This is a genomic window from Vallitalea longa, assembly GCF_027923465.1.
GTDB classification, from domain to species: domain Bacteria; phylum Bacillota; class Clostridia; order Lachnospirales; family Vallitaleaceae; genus Vallitalea; species Vallitalea longa.
Map to the genome: position 1 here is coordinate 136063 of NZ_BRLB01000003.1, position 19714 is coordinate 155776.

The window sequence follows — 19714 nt, forward strand, 5'->3', positions numbered from 1 at the left end:
TTTAACATGTCCAAAATATATATAAATATTAAGAGGTGAGTTTGGATTATGTTATCAATCGTCTATAGTTAGTGATGTGCATTTCTTATCGCCGAAATAAGGAATTATCTGTTTATATGGTGGAGGTGGCAGCTTAGGATTTTTGCTAACTCGTATTGGATAATCTATCTGTGAAAGATTAATATCATATTGTTTCTTTAATTGTTCTACGACTATTTGTCCTATTTGTCTACCTAATCTTAAACCTTCTGTTAGGTCAACGGGGTAATGAACCCCACCATAGAGTCTTGATATTGCACATTGCTTAGCTAAATCATTAAGCCTTTCTTTATCCGCTTCAAAAAAATAGCTTAATACTACCTCAGCACAACCTGCTATCGTTGCATGTCCTGCTGGATAACTTGGATGTCTTGGTGTACATAAGAAAGTTCTTAATCTCTGGTCGTATTGGTTAGGCCTTGGTATTTGCCATTTAAATTTGAAATGCCACGCAATAGCAAAGGCATCATTCAGCGCTCCTTGTAAAGCTGCAAGTATTCTAGCCGCTCTTGGTGCTGAGATGTTATACGTAGTAATCAGTATATCAGCTATAGGAGTAAATTGCTTGGTTGCAGGACCTGTTCCCCAGTAGGTTGCTACTTTTTTCTGGAATTCTGTCAAATGTGCAAGAGTTTTCTTAACAATACATAGTTGTTTTCCTTGGAAATCAATACCTTGGTCAGGACTTCTTATTTCAAAAGCTACTACATTACCTTCAGGATCTAGAAATCTTCCTTCCTCATCTCTGCCGAAAAAGTATGTAGGCCATGAACTTGCATAAGGTTCTTCTTTGGTTGGAACTCTATTTTCTCCTGCATATGAAAGCTGTTCCCATTTGCCAGGTACATTAACCTTTTGTGTACATGTTTTCGTCATGTCATATATCACCACCTTTTAAAAACTTGTCCATTATCTGGACAAAGTTATCTCTTGGTATATTCTATGTTCTGATAGGAGTATTTGTTACTATTGCATATACTTTAATAAACTGATAACAAAAATAATATTTAGTGAAATATTAGACAAAATATGATATAATCTTTATTATATTTCATCCTTAGCAACGATAAATTTAGCATATTAATTTATTGGTGAACGATACTGAAAGAAAGAGTAAAGGGGGAATTAATCATGTGGGAAAATAAAATATTTACAGATAAACCAAACTTAGATTTTTACATCGTCAGCGAGCAGTGGTGTTAACGCGATTACAGGTATGTTTATTTAGATAATAGCATAGTCACATCAATTCAGAATTAAATAACAGTGTATGCAGGAGGAAGCAAGATGAAGAGCAGTAAGAGTGAAATCAAAAAAGCAGTTATTATCGGCGTATTAATAGGCATACCGATAATGATAGGTATAATAATCGGCAATTATTTATTACATATGAATGATATAGACTTAAATAAATTACCTTGTATTACAGCTACAGAGCTATTTAAAACTAACGAGAGATATGTTGGTGAATTAGTTATCGTGTATGGAGAAGTAGAGCAGAAAGAAGATTATAACATCGTGTTAAAACACGGAGCAGATTCTTTAATCTCGTGTGGTTTTAATGATGACGCTGAGACAATAGAAGATATAACAGTTGGCAACATGGTTTATATAGTGGGAAAATGCAAGGGTAAGCTCGGTTTAGTAGTCATGACAAATTGCAAACGAATTGAGCCTAAGAAATAACAGCGTATTAATACATGGATCGCACTTTTGGAAAAATGTAAAATTGTCTCCAACGAGCGCTACGATAAGTTGTGTTATTATATTAAAATAATTTTAAATGCACGCTACAGTATACAGCGGTTAGCTAGAAAATAAAAATTATGTTAAATGATGGTGATAATATGAGAATCGGGAAATTCGCAGAATATAACAAAGTCACTAAAGATACGATAAGACATTATATGGATATGGGATTAATAATACCTGAGAAAAAATCAGGTAAGTATCATTTTAATGAAAGATGTCAAAAGAATCTAGAGCAGGTATTAGCTTTAAAAAGCATGGATTTCTCATTGAATGACATAAAAAATATATTCAGAATGCAATTATTAGGCAAATACTCAGATTATGAAAAAGATGAATACTATAGAAAATTGTTTTTAGATAAACGCAAAACCGTAGAAGAGCAAATTGTTTATTATACCAATGTTAAAGGAAGGTTAAATAATGAGATAAAAAAAATAGCACTTACGAGAAATAAGACTGATAATATTATTGGTATCAATATAGAATGTCTAGAAATGTTTACATGCTTAAAATGCCGTAGTGATTTAATACTATATGATGGACGAGTTAATAATAATCAAATAATTGAAGGAAAACTAAGATGTAAATGTGGTGAAGAATATATTATAAAAGATGGTATTTTAATTACAGATGATAACATGGTAAACTATTATGATGAAGATCAGTATTGTATTAGTGATTTCATTAACAATACAGATACTGAGTTCATAAATAATTTATATAAAGGTATAGAATCATGGCATCAAAAAATCAAATGGAGTGATTTTAGCAATAAAGTTATTCTGGAATTGGGAACAGGCTATGGATTTGTATTAAGAAATATCCTTGACGATTTATCAGATGATACTATTTATATTGCTGTTGATCATGATTTGACCATGCAAAAATATCTAAAAAAGATGTTGGAAAGTGCGAATTGTAGTAAAAATATAATATTCCTCTGTTGTGACTTTTCACATATACCTATAAAAAATGAATCGGTTGATATTCTTATGGATATAACAGGTACAAGTAATTATAGTTTTAATGATACAAGGTTTTTGTTAGAGATAATTGATAGGTATGTTAAAAAAGAAGCATATCTCATGGGGGCTTATATCTTATTTAAGAATTTTAGTGAAAGAAGTTCTATTGATAAAACATATAGAAAAAATTTCATGATAGATAATATTATTAAGGGTATTAATGATTTAGGCTACAAAAAGATAACCGAAGATTATATATATGATTATATTAAAAAGGCTGATAAATACGAAAACTATTTTACAAAAGGTGAAAAAGTCTATTTATATACATTTCATGGTAAAAGATAAGATGGGGTTAACCCTATCTTATATAATAATTCTTTTGAAATCAGGCATAATTAATGTATTGACATTGGCTTAACTCCTTTAAATATAATAACTATATTATTTAATATAAACAGGAGGATATACATATGTTTAAAAAAATAACTAACGTATTTTCACAGTATAGGGGCTTGTCTAGATCAGCTTATGTTATATTTTATGCCAGAATAATTACTAATATGGGTGCATTCATATGGCCTTTGTTGACTTTACTATTAAAAAGGAAAATGGGCTATTCAGAGTTGACTATAGGGTATATTTCATTAGGGATAGGCTCTATTTTTGTTGTTGCCAATATAATCGGAGGAAAACTGGCGGATAGATTTAATCGTAAGAAGTTAATAGTCATATTTGACCTGATAAGTGTATCGTTTTTCATATCCTGTGCTTTTGTAGAACCAGGTACCATAATGGTTGTACTGTTTTCTATAGCAGGAATTTTCGCTAATATTGAAAACCCATCTTTTGAAGCATTGATAGCAGATATATCTAAATCCAAAGATAGAGAAAAAGTATACTCGCTATCTTATTTGGGACATAATTTAGGATTTATGGTAGGGCCACTAATTGGTGGATTGCTATTCGAAAATTATCTTAGTCTGGCATTTGTAATAGACGGTTTGACAACTCTTACATCGACAATATTGATTATCCTATTTGTCAAGACAAGTGATGCAGAACAGATTAAAGAGCAAGAAATTGAAATGCAAGAAATCAATGAATATGAAAATGATGAAGATGACAGGTGTTCAACATTTAACGTTTTGCTAAGAAGAAAATCGGTATTATTACAATTAGTCATATTTATATTCTCCTCTTTCATCTATGAACAGTGGTCATTTGCTGTTCCGCTATATATAGAAGAATTATATATGGAAAAGGGAGGAATGTATTTTGGATTCATATCAGGTTATAATGGCTTCATTGTTATATTGTTTACACCAATACTCACTTGGTTATTAAGAAAATTCCGTGAATTACAGAAAATTTTTATAGGAGTGGCTCTATATTCATTTAGTTTCCTACTTATAAGAAATGCACCTGCATTATCTATATTTTTCGTGATGATTTTTGTATTTACCATAGGGGAAATCGTAAATATGTTAGGATCATCTCCATACCTAAGCAGACGAATTCCAGCATCTCATAGGGGAAGAGTCAACAGTTATGCTAGTGTATGTTATTTTGTTGGAGGTGTAGGTGGACGCGCACTGATTGGATGGGTAATCAATGATTATTCATATGCTACAGCTTTTACAGTAATTACTTGTGTAGGTGTTGTTGCACTATTAATCATTCTACTTAATTATAAACTCGATAAAAAAACTTTCCCACTACTTTATCAAAAAAAGGCTGTTTAGACAGCTTTCTTACAATAAAAAATATTGCTTCTGGATTGATTTGCTTTTTAGAAATATTTCAGTCCGAAAGATATGTTGATATAATTTATTTGAATTATGTATAATTTATATATGGGTTGACTAAAACTAATTGTATAGGTTATTATAAACATATTGAAAAAAAATAATAAGCAAATTAGATTAGAGGAGAATTCATTATGAAAGATAAAGTACAAGAAGTATTAGACCAAGTACGTCCAGGATTACAAGGTGACGGTGGTGACGTTAGATTAGTTGAAGTAACAGATGACGGTATCGTAAAAGTTGAATTAGAAGGTTCTTGTAAAGGATGTCCTTTTTCACAATTGACTGTTAAAAACTTCATTGAAAAAACATTAAAAGAACAAATTCCAGAAGTAAAAGAAGTTGTATCTGTTAATTAATCCAACAAAAGACTGTACAACGATTGATAATTAAAAGTATTGTATCTATAAACCTTAGATAATTTTCTAAGGTTTATTTTGGATTGGAAAAAATTTTAGACATGTCATACTAATTTGTGGTAATATAATTAGTAGAGCATACCAAAACAAATGATAGGAGGGTAAACATGCAGTATAATCCGTCATTACCAGTTTATATTCAAATAAAAGAAGATATAATAAAAAAAATACGAATGGGTATTTGGAAAGAAAATGAAAAAATACCCTCGGAATTAAAATTGATGGAAGAATATCACGCAGGAAGAGGAACAGTCAGAGAGGCTATCAAGTTAATAATTGACGAAGGATATCTATATATCAAAAAGGGCATAGGAACATTTGTAGCTCAGAGGGAAGTCGGAATCTCTATTGAACCATTTGTAAGTTTGACTTATTTTATTAAAATGCGTGGATTGAATATAAATACTAGGATATTAGAAAAAAAAGAAGTAATAATAAATAAAGAGTTAGCTGAAGAAACAAGTATAAAAGAAAATACCAAGTGTCTGTTTGTAAAAAGGCTTAGAATGATGGACCAACGTCCTATTGGACTTGAAATATTTCATTTTGTCTACGGAGAAGAAAACTTTTTTAAAGACTTCAATTTTGAAAATGGGATATCTCATTATTTATTTGAGGATCTGAAAGTATCTGTAACCAAGTTGAACATGGATTTAGAGATTGTCAAAGCTTCTGGAGAAGAAAAAGAATTATTGCAATTGAGTGATGATAGTAAAATGATGATTTCTAATAGAGTCGTATATGTTAATAAAGAAAAAGATATTCTCTACCATCTCAAATTCTATTGTGGTGAGCAATTAAGCAAAATAGGAATGGATAACTTTGTGTAAATAGAACTTTGCAGAATAAAAGTAATCCAATTTTATTCTGCAAAGTTTGTAATAAATATAAATTATTATCATTCATTAATTATAGTCTAACTTTTTGGAGGTATTCCGTAATATCCTGTTGTGGAATCTCTGAAGAAATCAGTTTTTATAGGTCTAAAAGTAAATAAGGTAATTGCTATAAACAGGAATAAGAAGATATAAAAACCTATCATATTTTTACATTTACTCTTTCTAGTACATCTCAATAGGAAATAGCTGACTAACTGTCCTGCAAAAGCTCCAACAAAAAACGAAATAAAATGAAGTGCCATAGGATTATCATTGAATATCAATTCATATAAGAAAATAATCAGGTAAGTTGTTACAATAAAAACAATTACTGAAATGGCTTTAGCGAAAACAAAATTGTTTACGTCATGTTTAATGAAAAAATATTCAATAATGCTTACTATGATTACTGGATAGAACATTATCTTGATATGCTCCCATTGACTTTCGTTAACGGGACTGAATAAACCTATGAATGTACATTCTGTCCATTCATACAAAAAATGAAATAAACTTCCAATAAGTATGATTGCTACTGCTGAAATAATCTCAGCTATTATAACTTTCTTACGGTCGTTCATAAAAAACACCACCTTCATATGTCTATAGTATATGTCAATTACATTAAAAAAATAGTTCTAATTAATAAAAAATTAATAAAAAACTTGATTTTGTTTTATTTAAATTACCAATTAATAAAAAATAATTTTAATTACTAAAAGTGTTATGAGAATAATTGAATATTAAAATAGAAGATGATAATATAAAAACATAACCCTAAGTCTTCTAAAAACAATAATAGAAATTAGAACATTGTACTTATTGATAGTCTGATAACATATTAAAATGACCTTTTATTAACTATATCTCATTATATTTATCTATGTAAATATAGTAATATATACAAACACAACTGAATATGAATTGAATATGATTATTATATAGATAGTGGTATAACGATCTATATAAATATTATATAAAACATGAATAGAGGCGCGAAGGAGAGGGTAATCTTTAATTGTCAAGGAGAAGAACCTCTAATATTAAAGACGAATGGATCCTTTGCCGAAAGAGTATGTTTGTTCTTGAACTTATTCTTGGTGATAATGTTAATCCCTTATCACTGCCATAAAGGATGATTAGTATATCCTGTGTTTATGGAGAGCTATTTATGTATTGAAAATAAGATTTCATTACATAAATAGCTTTTTTAATGAAAAAGCACTGAAATCTTATTTTCAGTGCTTTTCTTGCGTTATCAGATGAGAATTAGGGTGAAATCACTAGAAAGGAGTGGATATTTTATTTAGGGTTAAAACTTAACTGTTAGTTAAGTAAAGAAAGGAGTTAAGGTATATGAAATCATTAATCAGAATCAGAATGAGTACTCATGATGCTCACTACGGTGGAAATTTAGTTGATGGTGCCAAGATTTTACAGCTTTTCGGTGATGTGGCAACAGAACTATTAATTAAAAATGACGGAGACGAAGGATTATTTAAGGCGTACGATAATATTGAATTCATGGCTCCTGTGTATGCTGGTGACTATATAGAATGTGAAGGACAGATTACAGGATTTGGTAAAACTTCTAGAAAAATGGTATTCGAAGCTAGAAAGGTCATAAGACAAAGACCAGATATCAATGATTCAGCAGCTGAGATTATGGAAGAATCTGTGATTGTTTGTAAAGCAAGTGGAACATGTGTCGTTCCTAAGGATAAACAAAGAAAGTAGGTAGTGGTTATGGAGAAATTAATAATTACAGCAGCTATTTGTGGAGCAGAAGTAACTAAGGAACATAATCCTAATGTGCCATACACTGTAGAAGAGATTGTAGAAGAAGCTTATAATGCTTACAAAGCAGGTGCAAGTATCATTCACTTACATGTAAGAGAAGATGATGGTACTCCTACACAAGATAAAAATAGATTCGAAAAATGCATTAACGGGATAAAAGAAAGATGTAAAGACGTTATCATTCAACCATCCACTGGTGGGGCAGTAGGTATGACTAATGATGAAAGATTGCAACCTATTTATCTTAATCCTGAAATGGCTACTCTTGATTGTGGTACTTGCAATTTTGGTGGGGACGAGATTTTTATAAATACTGAAAACACTATAATAGAGTTTGCTAACAGAATGAATGAACTTGGTATAAAACCTGAAATAGAGGTCTTCGATAAAGGAATGGTAGATATGGCTGTCAGGTTACATAGAAAAGGCTATATCAAAGCACCGCTTCATTTCAACTTTGTTTTGGGAGTAAACGGAGGTATAACTGCTACACCTAGAGACTTGATTTATCTTGTGAACAGTATTCCAGTAGGTTCAACATATACTGTAACAGGTATTGGAAGAAATGAGTTCAACATGGCTGTCATGGGTATCATTATGGGCGGACACGTTAGAGTAGGTTATGAAGACAATATCTATATGAGTAAAGGTGTTTTAGCTAAATCTAATGGGGAACTTGTTGAGAGAGTCGTAAGATTGGCTAAAGAACTAGGTAGAGAAATAGCAAGTCCAGATGAAGCAAGAAAAATATTGAATATCTAGATTGATATATTTTGGAGAAGGTATATGAATCAATAAATTAAGAGAAGGTGAAAAGGTGAATAAACTAGTCAGTGAAAACCAAATAAAGCCTTTATTAAAAAATGGGTTAGTCATTATGATAGGAGGTTTTTTGGGGTGCGGAACTCCTGAGAAGATTATCGACTTGATAATTGAATCAGGAATCAAGGATTTGACTATCATTGGTAATGATACTAGTTATGAAGATAAAGGAATAGGAAGACTTATTGTTAATAGACAGGTAAAAAAAGTCATAACTTCACATATAGGTACTAATCCTGTAACAGGACAATTAATGAATAGTGGTGAATTAGAAGTAGAATTATCACCACAAGGAACTCTTATAGAAAGAATAAGAGCAGGTGGTTATGGTCTAGGTGGAGTACTTACTCCTACTGGGGTTGGAACATTGGTTGAAGAAGGGAAAAAAGTTCTTGATATAGATGAAAAAGAATATTTACTTGAAATGCCTATCAGAGCAGATATGGCTCTTGTGCGTGGAAGCATTGTTGATACATTTGGCAATACCATATACAAAGGTACAACAAGGAATTTTAATCCAATGATAGCTATGGCAGCTGATACAGTTATTGTAGAAGCTGAAGAATTAGTTAAGCCAGGCGAGCTTGACAAAGAAAGTATTATAACACCGGGTGTTCTGGTTGATTATATAATTAACTAAAGTGGGGTGAGTCATATGATAGATAAGAAATTAGGAAAAGAAATTATTGCAAGAAGAGTGGCGAAAGAATTAAGAGATGGTCAGCTTGTTAACTTGGGCATAGGACTTCCTACTAAAATAGCTAATTATATTCCAGAAGGTATAGAGGTTAGTTTCCAATCGGAAAATGGTATGACAGGTTTGGAAAAATTATCCGAAAGTGATAAAGAAAATGAAGATATAATAAATGCAGGCGGAGGATATGTAGGCGTATTAGAAAATGGAGCATTCTTTGATACTAGTTTTTCCTTTGGACTTATAAGAGGTGGACACGTGGATTTGACTGTTCTTGGAGCACTAGAAGTCGACAAGATGGGGAATCTTGCAAGCTGGATAATTCCAGGTAAACTTGTTCCTGGTATGGGTGGAGCTATGGACCTTGTGACAGGTGCCAAGAAAGTGATAATAGCCATGCTCCATACAGCAAAAGGAAAACCAAAGATATTAGAGGAATGTACATTACCATTAACAGCAAAAGGAGTTATCGATTTAATAGTTACAGAACTAGGGGTTATGGAAGTAACAGACGAAGGTATAGTATTAAAAGAAATAAATAAAGATACAACAATAGAAGAAATCAAATCATTGACTGCTTGTGAATTAATCATAGATGATGATTTACAAGTAATGGAAATATAGTTTTGTTTATAAGTTTTTATGGGTTTTTCAGTAATACTTTAATTGATGACTTATTGTAATTTGATTATATAGTTTATAACATTTAGAAAGGATTGATTAAAAATGATAGGATGCAAATACGGAACACATAGAGTAATAGAGCCAAAAGGAGTATTGCCACAAGCAGCTTATAAGATATCTAATGACATGAATATATATGACAATGAAATGCTCATAGATATTCAGGCTCTCAACATTGATTCAGCTAGTTTCACTCAAATAAAAAATGTATGTGATAAAGATAAAGATAAAATGGAAAAAATGATACTTGATATAGTTGCCGAAAGAGGTAAAATGCAGAATCCTGAAACTGGTTCAGGTGGAATGCTTATAGGAACTATAAAAGAAATAGGAAAAAACCTTAAGGATCGTGACCTTGAAGTCGGAGATAAAATTGCTTCACTAGTATCACTTACACTTACTCCATTGAAAATCGAAGAAATCATAGATATAAAAATGGACATAGACCGTGTAGAAGTAAAAGGAACAGCTGTATTATTCGAGAGTGGTATATACGCAAAGCTTCCAAAAGATATGGAAGAAACACTCGCACTTGCAGCACTTGATGTAGCAGGAGCACCAGCTCAGACTAGAAAATTAGTTAAGAAAGATCAAACAGTCCTAGTTCTTGGAGCTAATGGAAAATCAGGATTATTATGCTGTTACGAAGCAAGAAAACAAGTAGGAGAAAATGGTAAAGTAATCGGATTGGTTAGAAGTGAAAAAAGAAGAAAATTCTTGGAAGAAACAGGATTCTGTCATGAGATTATCCTTGCTGATGCAACTAATCCTACAAAAGTATTAGAAGAAGTCATGAAGGTAACAGATGGAAAAGAAATAGATGTTGCAATTAACTGCGTTAACATTCCAAATACAGAAATGTCTACAATACTTCCTGTAAAAGAAGGAGGAATAGTATATTTCTTCTCAATGGCTACAAGCTTTACTAAAGCTGCACTTGGAGCAGAAGGTATTGGAAAAGATGTTAACATGATTATTGGTAATGGATATTCTAGAAATCATGCTGATATTACTCTAGAAGATGTTAGAGAAAGTAAAACAATCATGGATATATTCGAGAAAATGTATATTAATTAAGTTTACGTGTGGGGTGTAAAATGAAAAAGAGTAGAAGGTATGAATATTATAGTAATGTAAGTGATAGCGATTGGAATGATTGGAAGTGGCAGATTAGAAATAGAATCAAGAATGTAGAAGAACTCAAGAAATTTCTACCACTATATGAATCTGAAGAAGAAGGAATAAAGAAATGCTTGCAATCACTTAGAATGGCCATTACTCCATACTACTTATCTCTTATTGATAAGAATGATGAGAATGACCCTATCAGAAAACAAGCTGTACCAAATAGTTTAGAATTGCACAGATCAGAAGTTGATTTCGTAGACCCATTATCAGAAGATGCGCATTCGCCTGTACCAGGATTAGTACATCGTTATCCAGATAGAGTACTGTTTCTAGTAACAGACCAATGTTCCATGTACTGTAGACATTGTACCCGTAGAAGATTTGCAGGACATACAGACACTGAATTACCAATAAATAGAATAAATACAGCAATAGATTATATTGCTAATACACCCGTAGTAAGAGATGTATTGTTATCAGGAGGAGATGCTCTTCTATTATCAGATGATAAATTAGAATATATCATTCAGAAGTTAAGAGAAATCCCTCATGTAGAAATAATAAGAATCGGTACCAGAACACCAGTAGTGATGCCTCAGAGAATAACTGATAATCTTGTTGATATGTTGAAGAAATATCATCCAATATATATAAACACACATTTCAATCATCCTAACGAGATTACAAAAGAATCTAAAGAAGCATGTGAAAAATTAGCGAATGCAGGTATTCCTTTAGGTAATCAGTCAGTTTTATTAAAAGGTGTGAACGATTGTGTTTTCGTTATGAAGAAGTTGGTCAATGAATTAGTTAAGATAAGAGTAAAACCTTATTACCTATACCAATGTGATTTGACAGTTGGAATTGAGCATTTCAGAACATCTGTATCAAAAGGTATTGAAATAATAGAAGGGCTTAGAGGACATACAAGTGGATTATGTGTTCCTACTTTCGTTATTGATGCACCTGGCGGAGGAGGTAAAATTCCTGTAATGCCTAATTATGTAATATCCCAAGGATACAATAAAGTAGTTCTTAGAAACTTTGAAGGTGTCATAACAACATATAAAGAACCTGAACATTATGAGCCTGGATGTAATTGTGAAGTGTGTAGACATGAAAAAGAATCGCATCTGGTTGGTGTTGCAGAACTTATATCAAATAATGAAAAATCATTGATGGAACCAGAAGGTCTCGAAAGGAAAATGAGAGGATATGGACATCTTGACAAAGCTGTTTCAAAGGCTAACTGAGTACAATAGCATATCAATAATAGGCATGGATAAAAATGTTGGAAAAACGACGACACTAAATTTTATTATAAACAAGGCTAGGGGTATATATACCCTTGGCCTTACCTCCATCGGAAGAGATGGGGAAGAGAAGGATATGGTGACAGGAACAAAAAAACCGAGAATATACGTTAGCAGAAATACTTATATAGCTACAGCAAAAAAATGTATAATATCAAGTGATGTGACTAAGGAGGTAATTGATACTACTGGTATTAATACACCAATAGGAGAAATTGTTATTATCAAATCTCTCAGCGATGGCTATATTGAACTTGCAGGACCCTCACTGAATACCTATATGAAAGAAATATGTATGAAGCTAAGTAGCTATGGATGTGATTATGTCTTGTGTGATGGTGCTGTTTCAAGAAAAACATTTGCATCTCCTGTTATAACTGATGCAACTATACTGTGTACTGGTGCTTCTGTCAGCAATGATATCCGTAGAGTTGCTTGTGAAAGTCTTCATACCATTACTCTATTATCAATTAATAAAAATACAGATGATAAATTAAAGAAAACTTTAAAAAATAATGAGCGTTGTAAAGTATGTCTAGTAACCAAAGATTATGAATTAAGAGATCTTAATATACTTACATCTTTAGAAGCTTCAGGTGATATAGTCAATAATCTGGATAAATCTATCAAATATATAGTGATAAGAGGCATAATATCTGATAGGTTGATTCTTGGAATTATCGGTAATACAGAATTATATAGAGATATAGCAATAATAGTAGAAGATGGAACTAAATTATTCTTAAGTAAAAAGGTCTATGATATTTTTACTAGAAGCGGCGGAACCATTGAAGGGTTAAATAAGATTAATGTTGTAGGAGTATCTGTCAATCCAGTTTCTCCTTATGGTTATGAATTCGATAAAGGTAAGTTGGAATCCATAATAAAGGAAGGAACAGAATTACCTGTGTTTAATGTATATGATGCAAAAATCAGCTAGGGGGCGATTAATATAATGAATATAGACAATAAGATGAAACAAGAGATTGGTCTTAACTATATACTTAACGAATTAGCTATAATAACTCCCTACGGAATTGATATGAAAAGAAAATTGAAGGTTTTTAAAAGAAATGAAAAGAAATTACTAGTAGATGAACTGGATAATGTTGAATGTATAATAGAAAGTCTGAAAAAGAATCAATGTTTATATAGTGATATAGAAAGAACAATGATGGAGTTCAAAGATATAAGCAATCTGATTAAAAGATATAATGAAAATTATATTTTAGATGAAGTAGAATTATATGAGATAAAGAATTTTGCAATAAATATACAAAAATTAATAAGTATATATAAAGCTCTTAGTTTAGATATAGATGTTAAGTTCTATTCTTTGAAGAATATAGTTGAATTACTGAATCCAGTAGGAAAAGTTACAAAATCTTTTTATATATATGATGCTTATAGTAAAGAACTTAGTGATATACGAAATAAAAAGACGAACATCGAAAAACTTATATTTAAAGAAATTGATGAAGAAAAAAATAGAGTGTTAAAAAATAAAAGATTAGATTTAGTAGTTATGGAAGAAAAAATCCAAAGGAAAATCCAAAAAAGATTGAGCCAAAAAATATACTTGTGCATTAAAGATATAAATAAAAATATTGTTGCTCTGGGAAAATTGGATATGCTTATTGCTAAGGGTAAAATTGCAATAAAATATTGTGCAGTAAAACCTGAACTAGACGATAAGATAAATATATTATTTCACGAGATGAAAAATCCCAAGATCATAAATTACTTAGAAAAGGATAATAAAAAATATATTCCCGTATCTATTGAGTTAAAGCAAGGCGTTACTGTCATAACTGGAGCTAATATGGGAGGGAAAAGTGTTACTATCAAAACGATAGTCCTCAATCTGATCTTAGCTCAAATGGGATTCTATGTATTTGCAGTAAAAGCGTCATTTTCTATGATGGATTTCATTTATTTGGTATCAGATGATATGCAGTCCATAAGTAGAGGACTCAGTTCGTTTGGTGCAGAGATAATTAAGATAAATGAAGCGGTAGAGGATATTAAGAAAAGTAATGGTTTCATTGGATTAGATGAATTTGCACGAGTAACTAATCCTAGAGAAGGTTTTATTCTTTTAAAAGCTTTATGTAAATTTTTGAAAGACTATAATACCATAAGTCTAGTATCGACTCATTATGATGGTATTATAGATAAAGATATCAAACATTATCAAGTTGTAGGGTTGAAGAATGTTGATGATAACATACTTAAGAGACACATTAGTATAGATAAAGAAGATTCTATTAGTATCATTCAAGAAAAGATGGATTATAGATTAGAGATTGTAGATGAAAAATGTACTGTTCCCAAAGATGCATTGAAAGTAGCTAAAATGATGGGACTGGATGAAAAGATAATTGAGTATACAGAGTCAGGGTAAAGTGTTATTTGAGATATAATAACTTAATTGTATATGTTCAAATGAATAAGCATTATAGATATATGGCACTTAGTAATATAAAAGAAAGTTGGTGGGGATTTATGGAAAGTAAGATAAATCTTGATACGAAGCTAGTGAATCTATGTAGGAATTCTGCAAGGAATATAGCTAAAGAGACGCAGGAGTTTATTGAAAAGCATACGACAGTATCTGTAGAAAGAACAGTTTGTAGGTTGTTAGGAATTGATGGGATCAATGAGTATCAGGTTCCCCTTCCTAATGTAGTAGTGGATAACATTAAAAAGGGAAATGGTTTGTCGGTAGGAGCAGCAGTCTATATTGGTAATGCTATGATTAGATACTCTCTTACACCACAACAGATAGCAGAAAAAGTGTCTAGTGGAGAATTGGATCTGACCAAGATTCCTATGGAAGATATATTTGATATTAAGTTGGAAGTATCAAAGATTGCAAAAGAAACAGTGGCTAAGATAAGGGAAAACAGTAATAAAAGAGAAGATATGTTAAAAGAATTTGGAGATAAGACAGAACCATATCTCTATGTAATTGTCGCAACAGGTAATATATATGAAGATATTACTCAAGCAGTTGCAGCAGCAAAGCAAGGAGCGGATATCATTGCTGTTATCAGGACAACAGGACAAAGTCTTCTTGATTACGTTCCTTATGGAGTAACTACGGAAGGATTTGGAGGTACTTATGCTACTCAAGAAAATTTCCGTCTGATGAGAGAAGCTCTGGATGAAGTTTCTATGGAATTAGGAAGATATATAAGATTATGTAATTATTGTTCTGGTTTATGTATGCCTGAAATAGCTGCTATGGGAGCTATTGAAAGATTGGATGTAATGCTCAATGATGCTTTGTACGGGATATTGTTCAGAGATATCAATATGCAGAGAACCATGATAGATCAGCATTTTTCAAGAACCATAAATGGATATGCGGGAGTTATTATCAATACAGGAGAAGATAATTATCTTACTACTTCTGATGCTGTTGAAGAAGCACATACCGTTCTGGCTTCACAGTTCATTAATGAACAATTTGCTTTGCTGGCAGGATTGAAAGAAGAATTAATGGGTCTGGGTCATGCATTTGAAATGAATCCAGAATTAAAAGATGGTTTTCTACTGGAATTGGCACAAGCCCAAATGGCAAGAGAGATTTTTCCAAAGGCTCCTTTGAAGTATATGCCTCCAACTAAATTTATGACAGGAGATATCTTTAAAGGACATGTGCAAAATACCTTATTTAATATGGTTTCCATATTGACTAACCAGAGAATTCATCTGTTAGGTATGTTGACAGAAGCTATACATACACCATTTATGGCTGACAGGGCTCTTTCTATTGAAAATGCAAGATATGTTTTCAATAACATGCATTCTTTGGGAGATGAAATTACATATAAAAAAGATGGTATCATTCAAAACAGAGCTAAAGAAGTTTTGATGAAAACGAATGATTTGTTGTTGGAAATTGAAAAAGAAGGACTTTTCAAGACTCTTGAAAAAGGTATTTTCGCAGGAGTCAAGAGACCAATAGATGGTGGTAAGGGATTAGATGGTGTTATACCAAAAGATAGGGAGTATTTTAATCCTTTTATAGAATTGATGTTAGATAAATAGAAAGGGTGGTATATATGAGTAGTGGTTTATACTCTATGGAGAAGAGGGATTATGATACAACATTCGACCCAAGTAAGTTAGCACCTTATGGAGATACAATGAATGATGGAAAAGTACAGATAAGTTTTACACTACCAGTTGTTGATGATGAGAATGCAATGGAAGCAGCTAAGATTCTAGCTAAGAAAATGGGAGTGTCAGAACCATCTGTAGTCTGTCATAATGCATTGGATAAAGAATTTACTTTCTATGTTGTATACGGTGGAGTAAGTCATAGGGTTGACTATACTAAAATTCATGTTGAACGTATTGAAGTTGATACAATGAATATGAAAGAGATAGATAATTATATAAGGGAGCATATCAAAAGGAAAGTTGTTGTTATAGGAGCAAGTACGGGTACTGATGCCCATACTGTAGGTATAGATGCAATCATGAACATGAAAGGATATGCAGGACATTATGGTTTAGAAAGATATGAGATGATAGAAGCATATAATCTGGGAAGTCAAGTTCCTAATGAAGAATTCATTAAAAAAGCAATAGAATTGAAAGCTGATGTACTACTGGTATCTCAGACAGTTACACAAAAAAATATTCATATCGCTAATCTAACTAATTTGGTGGAACTTCTGGAAGCAGAAGGACTGAGGGATAAAATAATACTTGCATGCGGTGGACCAAGGATTACTCATGAGCTTGCAAAAGAACTTGGATATGATGCTGGATTTGGACCAGGAAAATATGCTGATGATGTAGCTTCTTTTGCTGTAACTCAGATAAAGGAAAGAGCAAATAGATAAATCAATAAAATAAAGAGGTTATTAAATCTTGAGTATATAATTTAATAACTTCTTTTGTTTTGATGTATTAAATATTAGAAGTGATTATATTGTAAATAAATTAGAAGTGATTATTTGGTTGGTTTGAAATTTCTACAAGCTTCCACGTAAGCAAGTATATTTTCCCAAGGTACTTCTGGTTCTAATAAATGTGTTGGAGCACAAATTAATCCACCTTTTTTCCCTGCTAAAGTTAAATTTTTGATTACTTCGTCTTTAATCTCTTTGGGTGTTCCAAATGGCATTGTTGTCTGAGTACCTATAGTTCCAAAAAAAGATATCTGGTCGCTATATTTTTTATGGATTTCATCAAAAGCCATACATTCTGGTTGAATTGGATTGAGCACATCTACACCTGCGTCTATAAGATGTGGTATAAAAGGTGTTATGAAACCGCAGCTGTGGTAGAAAATTATTATATCGGGATTAATTTTCTTAACGGTATCTATAATTTTTTTTAGTCTGGGTTTTAGCCAATTTACATACATATCTTCGCTGAGCATTATACTATTTTGCATACCTACATCATCCCCAAAGAAAAGTATATCTGCACCAGCTTCAACGAATGATATTGCTCTTATAATTGATAATTCGGTTACACGGTCAAGGATAAATGCTGCTTTATCAGGATCAGCAATCATATCCATCATCAATTGTTCCATGCTGCGTAAATACCAAGATAATTCCCAAATGGTACATTGCATATTTCCCATAGCGGCTAATCCCATTGAGTGATAAGCATCACATTGTGATCTTTGATGGGATGAATCAGCATTCGCAAAATCAGGAAATGGATATGATTCAAGTTCTTCCATAGTTGTCAGGTCTTTCATAGGATGACGCATATAAGTCATATGCATAGCTGCTTCACTACCTGGTTCATGAGCAACTCCCCAATCATCAATAGTAGTTCCTTCTTTTAATGGAAAGTTATAGTAGGAACGATATTTTTCTGTATCATGATTGATGAGTTTCCTATCTTCGATATCTCTCCAAGACATATCAAAATATTCTTGATAAGGTATATTAGATTTTGTTTTCTCTTCATATTTTTTTACTAAAGATGGACATAAGTTGAAAAAAACAGGTGCTTCCTCATAACCTTTCCTTTGGATCAATGAGATCAAATTATCTTTTTTGGTCATTATAATACCTCCTTGTATGTATTATATGGTAATATATATATTAGTATAAATTTTATTATAATAAGAAAAAATGATATTAGTGGTAAAAATAATGTAAAAAATGGTATGGAGATGGTTGGGTGTATATTCCAGAGGAACTTTTTAAGACGGATACTTGTTATTATCATATTAATCAAAAATCTATTGAGGGAATAATATCATGTGGGTTTCTAACAAAAAAAACAGAAAGAAGATTACATAATTTCATATACTACGGTGGACTTATAGTCCTAAGTGGTAAAGGCAAATATATTAGTGAAGATGGACAAATAATAGAATTGGAACCTGGTTATTTCGTTCAGCGTAGACCGAATATAAAACATACGACAGTTGTAGATGGATCGGAACCTTGGTTGGAGTTTTATGTATGTATGGGACCATCAATATATAATATATTAGGGCAGATAGGTATTATTAATACAGTTGAGCCGGTTTTTAAAATTAAACCGAGTCCTATAATCCTTAATCAATGTATTAAGTTGTTGACAAGTTTCAAAGAAGCAAAAGAAAAAGATATAAAGGAATTATTTATCAAGGTTCAAAGTTTTTTGATATCAATTAATTCTTTTTATGAGCAGCTAGATTTATTTAGTGAAGAAGATAGCAGTATTAATATGTTATGTGATACATTGAGTCATGGGTTTGATAAGATGATAGATATAAAAGAAGAGGCTAAGAAATATAATATGAGTTATGAAAAGTTAAGGAAAATTTTTAAGAAAAGAATAGGAGTCTCTCCACATAAATACTTAATAATAAAACGCATAAATGAAGCTCAGAGCATGTTACACAACCCAAATCTTACAATATCACAAATAGCTGAGATGTTGGGATTCTACGATCAATATGCATTTTCTAATCAATTCAAAAAAATAGTTGGCATGTCACCAAAAAAATTTAGAAGTGAAGTTAGTTGATTATATTCTTGAGAAATGTTACAAAAATATTACATTCCAAATAAAGGTTGCAATTTACCAGTTAATAGTATATAATAGTTATCGGTTAAGATATTGATGAACATGAAAGAAAAAAATACAAAAGGAGTTTATGTACAAATGTTAAATAAAATAATAATGAACATCAAAAAAACTTCATATTTTAGTAACGTTATACACGACTTAAACTCTTTGAGATTGTATAGATAATAATATAAATTATTGTAGATAGATATAGCCATAGGTCATGTATATGCCCTATGGTTTTTTTATGCTTATGTACAAATAAACGATAAAGCCATGGGTAGACTACGCCTATGGCTTTTTATATTGTTTGTAACCTTATTAGGATTACATATAAATCTTAAGATGAAGGAGGTTAATAAATATGATGG

At 31.5% G+C, this 19714-nt stretch carries 19 protein-coding genes and 1 riboswitch; of the genes, 16 read left to right on the top strand and 3 right to left on the bottom strand.

Going from position 1 to position 19714, the window contains the following annotated elements:
* Window positions 1-54 precede the first annotated feature (54 nt).
* Entirely contained in the window at window positions 55-915 is an 861-nt protein-coding gene (locus QMG30_RS08590; protein ID WP_281814569.1) for a vanadium-dependent haloperoxidase, read from the bottom strand.
* A 411-nt stretch (window positions 916-1326) separates the two neighbouring features.
* Here QMG30_RS08590 and QMG30_RS08595 point away from each other — a divergent pair, with 411 nt between their 5' ends.
* From QMG30_RS08595 to QMG30_RS08615, 5 genes are all read left to right on the top strand, one after another.
* Window positions 1327-1725 (top strand): hypothetical protein, encoded by a 399-nt coding sequence (locus QMG30_RS08595; RefSeq protein ID WP_281814571.1) that lies wholly within the window; start codon window positions 1327-1329, stop codon window positions 1723-1725.
* 140 nt (window positions 1726-1865) lie between these two features.
* The gene (locus tag QMG30_RS08600; RefSeq protein ID WP_281814573.1) at window positions 1866-3104 is read left to right on the top strand and encodes a MerR family transcriptional regulator; all 1239 of its coding nucleotides are present in this window, start codon (window positions 1866-1868) and stop codon (window positions 3102-3104) included.
* A gap of 125 nt (window positions 3105-3229) precedes the next feature.
* The gene (locus QMG30_RS08605; RefSeq protein ID WP_281814575.1) at window positions 3230-4501 is read left to right on the top strand and encodes an MFS transporter; all 1272 of its coding nucleotides are present in this window, start codon (window positions 3230-3232) and stop codon (window positions 4499-4501) included.
* 197 nt (window positions 4502-4698) lie between these two features.
* Window positions 4699-4923: a NifU family protein gene (locus tag QMG30_RS08610; protein ID WP_281814579.1), complete on the top strand. Its 225-nt coding sequence runs from the start codon at window positions 4699-4701 to the stop codon at window positions 4921-4923.
* Between the two features lie 167 nt (window positions 4924-5090).
* Window positions 5091-5813 (top strand): GntR family transcriptional regulator, encoded by a 723-nt coding sequence (locus tag QMG30_RS08615; protein WP_281814581.1) that lies wholly within the window; start codon window positions 5091-5093, stop codon window positions 5811-5813.
* 86 nt (window positions 5814-5899) lie between these two features.
* On the opposite strand, the gene QMG30_RS08620 is transcribed toward QMG30_RS08615, so the two are convergent.
* Window positions 5900-6442, bottom strand: a complete 543-nt coding sequence (locus QMG30_RS08620; protein WP_281814583.1) for a DUF6512 family protein — start codon at window positions 6440-6442, stop codon at window positions 5900-5902.
* Window positions 6443-6841: 399 nt separating this feature from the next.
* A riboswitch (Lysine riboswitch) is annotated at window positions 6842-7037 on the top strand.
* Window positions 7038-7217: 180 nt separating this feature from the next.
* Here QMG30_RS08620 and kal point away from each other — a divergent pair.
* The 10 genes from kal (at window position 7218) to kamE (ending at window position 17161) form a co-directional block, all read left to right on the top strand.
* On the top strand, window positions 7218-7598 hold the full coding sequence (gene kal / locus QMG30_RS08625; protein ID WP_281814585.1) for a 3-aminobutyryl-CoA ammonia lyase: 381 nt from the start codon (window positions 7218-7220) through the stop codon (window positions 7596-7598).
* Between the two features lie 9 nt (window positions 7599-7607).
* On the top strand, window positions 7608-8423 hold the full coding sequence (kce, locus tag QMG30_RS08630) for a 3-keto-5-aminohexanoate cleavage enzyme (RefSeq protein ID WP_281814587.1): 816 nt from the start codon (window positions 7608-7610) through the stop codon (window positions 8421-8423).
* Between the two features lie 55 nt (window positions 8424-8478).
* Window positions 8479-9123 (top strand): 3-oxoacid CoA-transferase subunit A, encoded by a 645-nt coding sequence (locus tag QMG30_RS08635; protein WP_281814589.1) that lies wholly within the window; start codon window positions 8479-8481, stop codon window positions 9121-9123.
* A gap of 15 nt (window positions 9124-9138) precedes the next feature.
* Complete coding sequence (locus tag QMG30_RS08640) at window positions 9139-9801, top strand: 3-oxoacid CoA-transferase subunit B (protein WP_281814592.1); 663 nt, start codon at window positions 9139-9141, stop codon at window positions 9799-9801.
* Window positions 9802-9903: 102 nt separating this feature from the next.
* Window positions 9904-10938: an L-erythro-3,5-diaminohexanoate dehydrogenase gene (gene kdd, locus QMG30_RS08645; protein ID WP_281814594.1), complete on the top strand. Its 1035-nt coding sequence runs from the start codon at window positions 9904-9906 to the stop codon at window positions 10936-10938.
* Window positions 10939-10958: 20 nt separating this feature from the next.
* Window positions 10959-12242: a lysine 2,3-aminomutase gene (gene kamA / locus QMG30_RS08650; protein ID WP_281814596.1), complete on the top strand. Its 1284-nt coding sequence runs from the start codon at window positions 10959-10961 to the stop codon at window positions 12240-12242.
* Window positions 12214-13242: a lysine 5,6-aminomutase reactivase subunit KamB gene (kamB, locus tag QMG30_RS08655; RefSeq protein WP_281814599.1), complete on the top strand. Its 1029-nt coding sequence runs from the start codon at window positions 12214-12216 to the stop codon at window positions 13240-13242. Before kamA ends, kamB begins: the two co-directional genes overlap by 29 nt.
* A gap of 15 nt (window positions 13243-13257) precedes the next feature.
* Window positions 13258-14706 (top strand): lysine 5,6-aminomutase reactivase ATPase KamC, encoded by a 1449-nt coding sequence (kamC, locus tag QMG30_RS08660; RefSeq protein WP_281814602.1) that lies wholly within the window; start codon window positions 13258-13260, stop codon window positions 14704-14706.
* Between the two features lie 101 nt (window positions 14707-14807).
* On the top strand, window positions 14808-16358 hold the full coding sequence (gene kamD, locus QMG30_RS08665) for a lysine 5,6-aminomutase subunit alpha (protein WP_281814605.1): 1551 nt from the start codon (window positions 14808-14810) through the stop codon (window positions 16356-16358).
* A 14-nt stretch (window positions 16359-16372) separates the two neighbouring features.
* The gene (gene kamE / locus QMG30_RS08670; RefSeq protein WP_281814608.1) at window positions 16373-17161 is read left to right on the top strand and encodes a lysine 5,6-aminomutase subunit beta; all 789 of its coding nucleotides are present in this window, start codon (window positions 16373-16375) and stop codon (window positions 17159-17161) included.
* A 110-nt stretch (window positions 17162-17271) separates the two neighbouring features.
* On the opposite strand, the gene QMG30_RS08675 is transcribed toward kamE, so the two are convergent.
* A complete protein-coding gene (locus tag QMG30_RS08675; protein WP_281814610.1) occupies window positions 17272-18345 on the bottom strand; it encodes a uroporphyrinogen decarboxylase family protein in 1074 nt (357 codons plus the stop codon).
* A gap of 119 nt (window positions 18346-18464) precedes the next feature.
* Here QMG30_RS08675 and QMG30_RS08680 point away from each other — a divergent pair, with 119 nt between their 5' ends.
* Window positions 18465-19301: an AraC family transcriptional regulator gene (locus tag QMG30_RS08680; protein WP_281814612.1), complete on the top strand. Its 837-nt coding sequence runs from the start codon at window positions 18465-18467 to the stop codon at window positions 19299-19301.
* The last annotated feature ends 413 nt before the right edge of the window (window positions 19302-19714 follow it).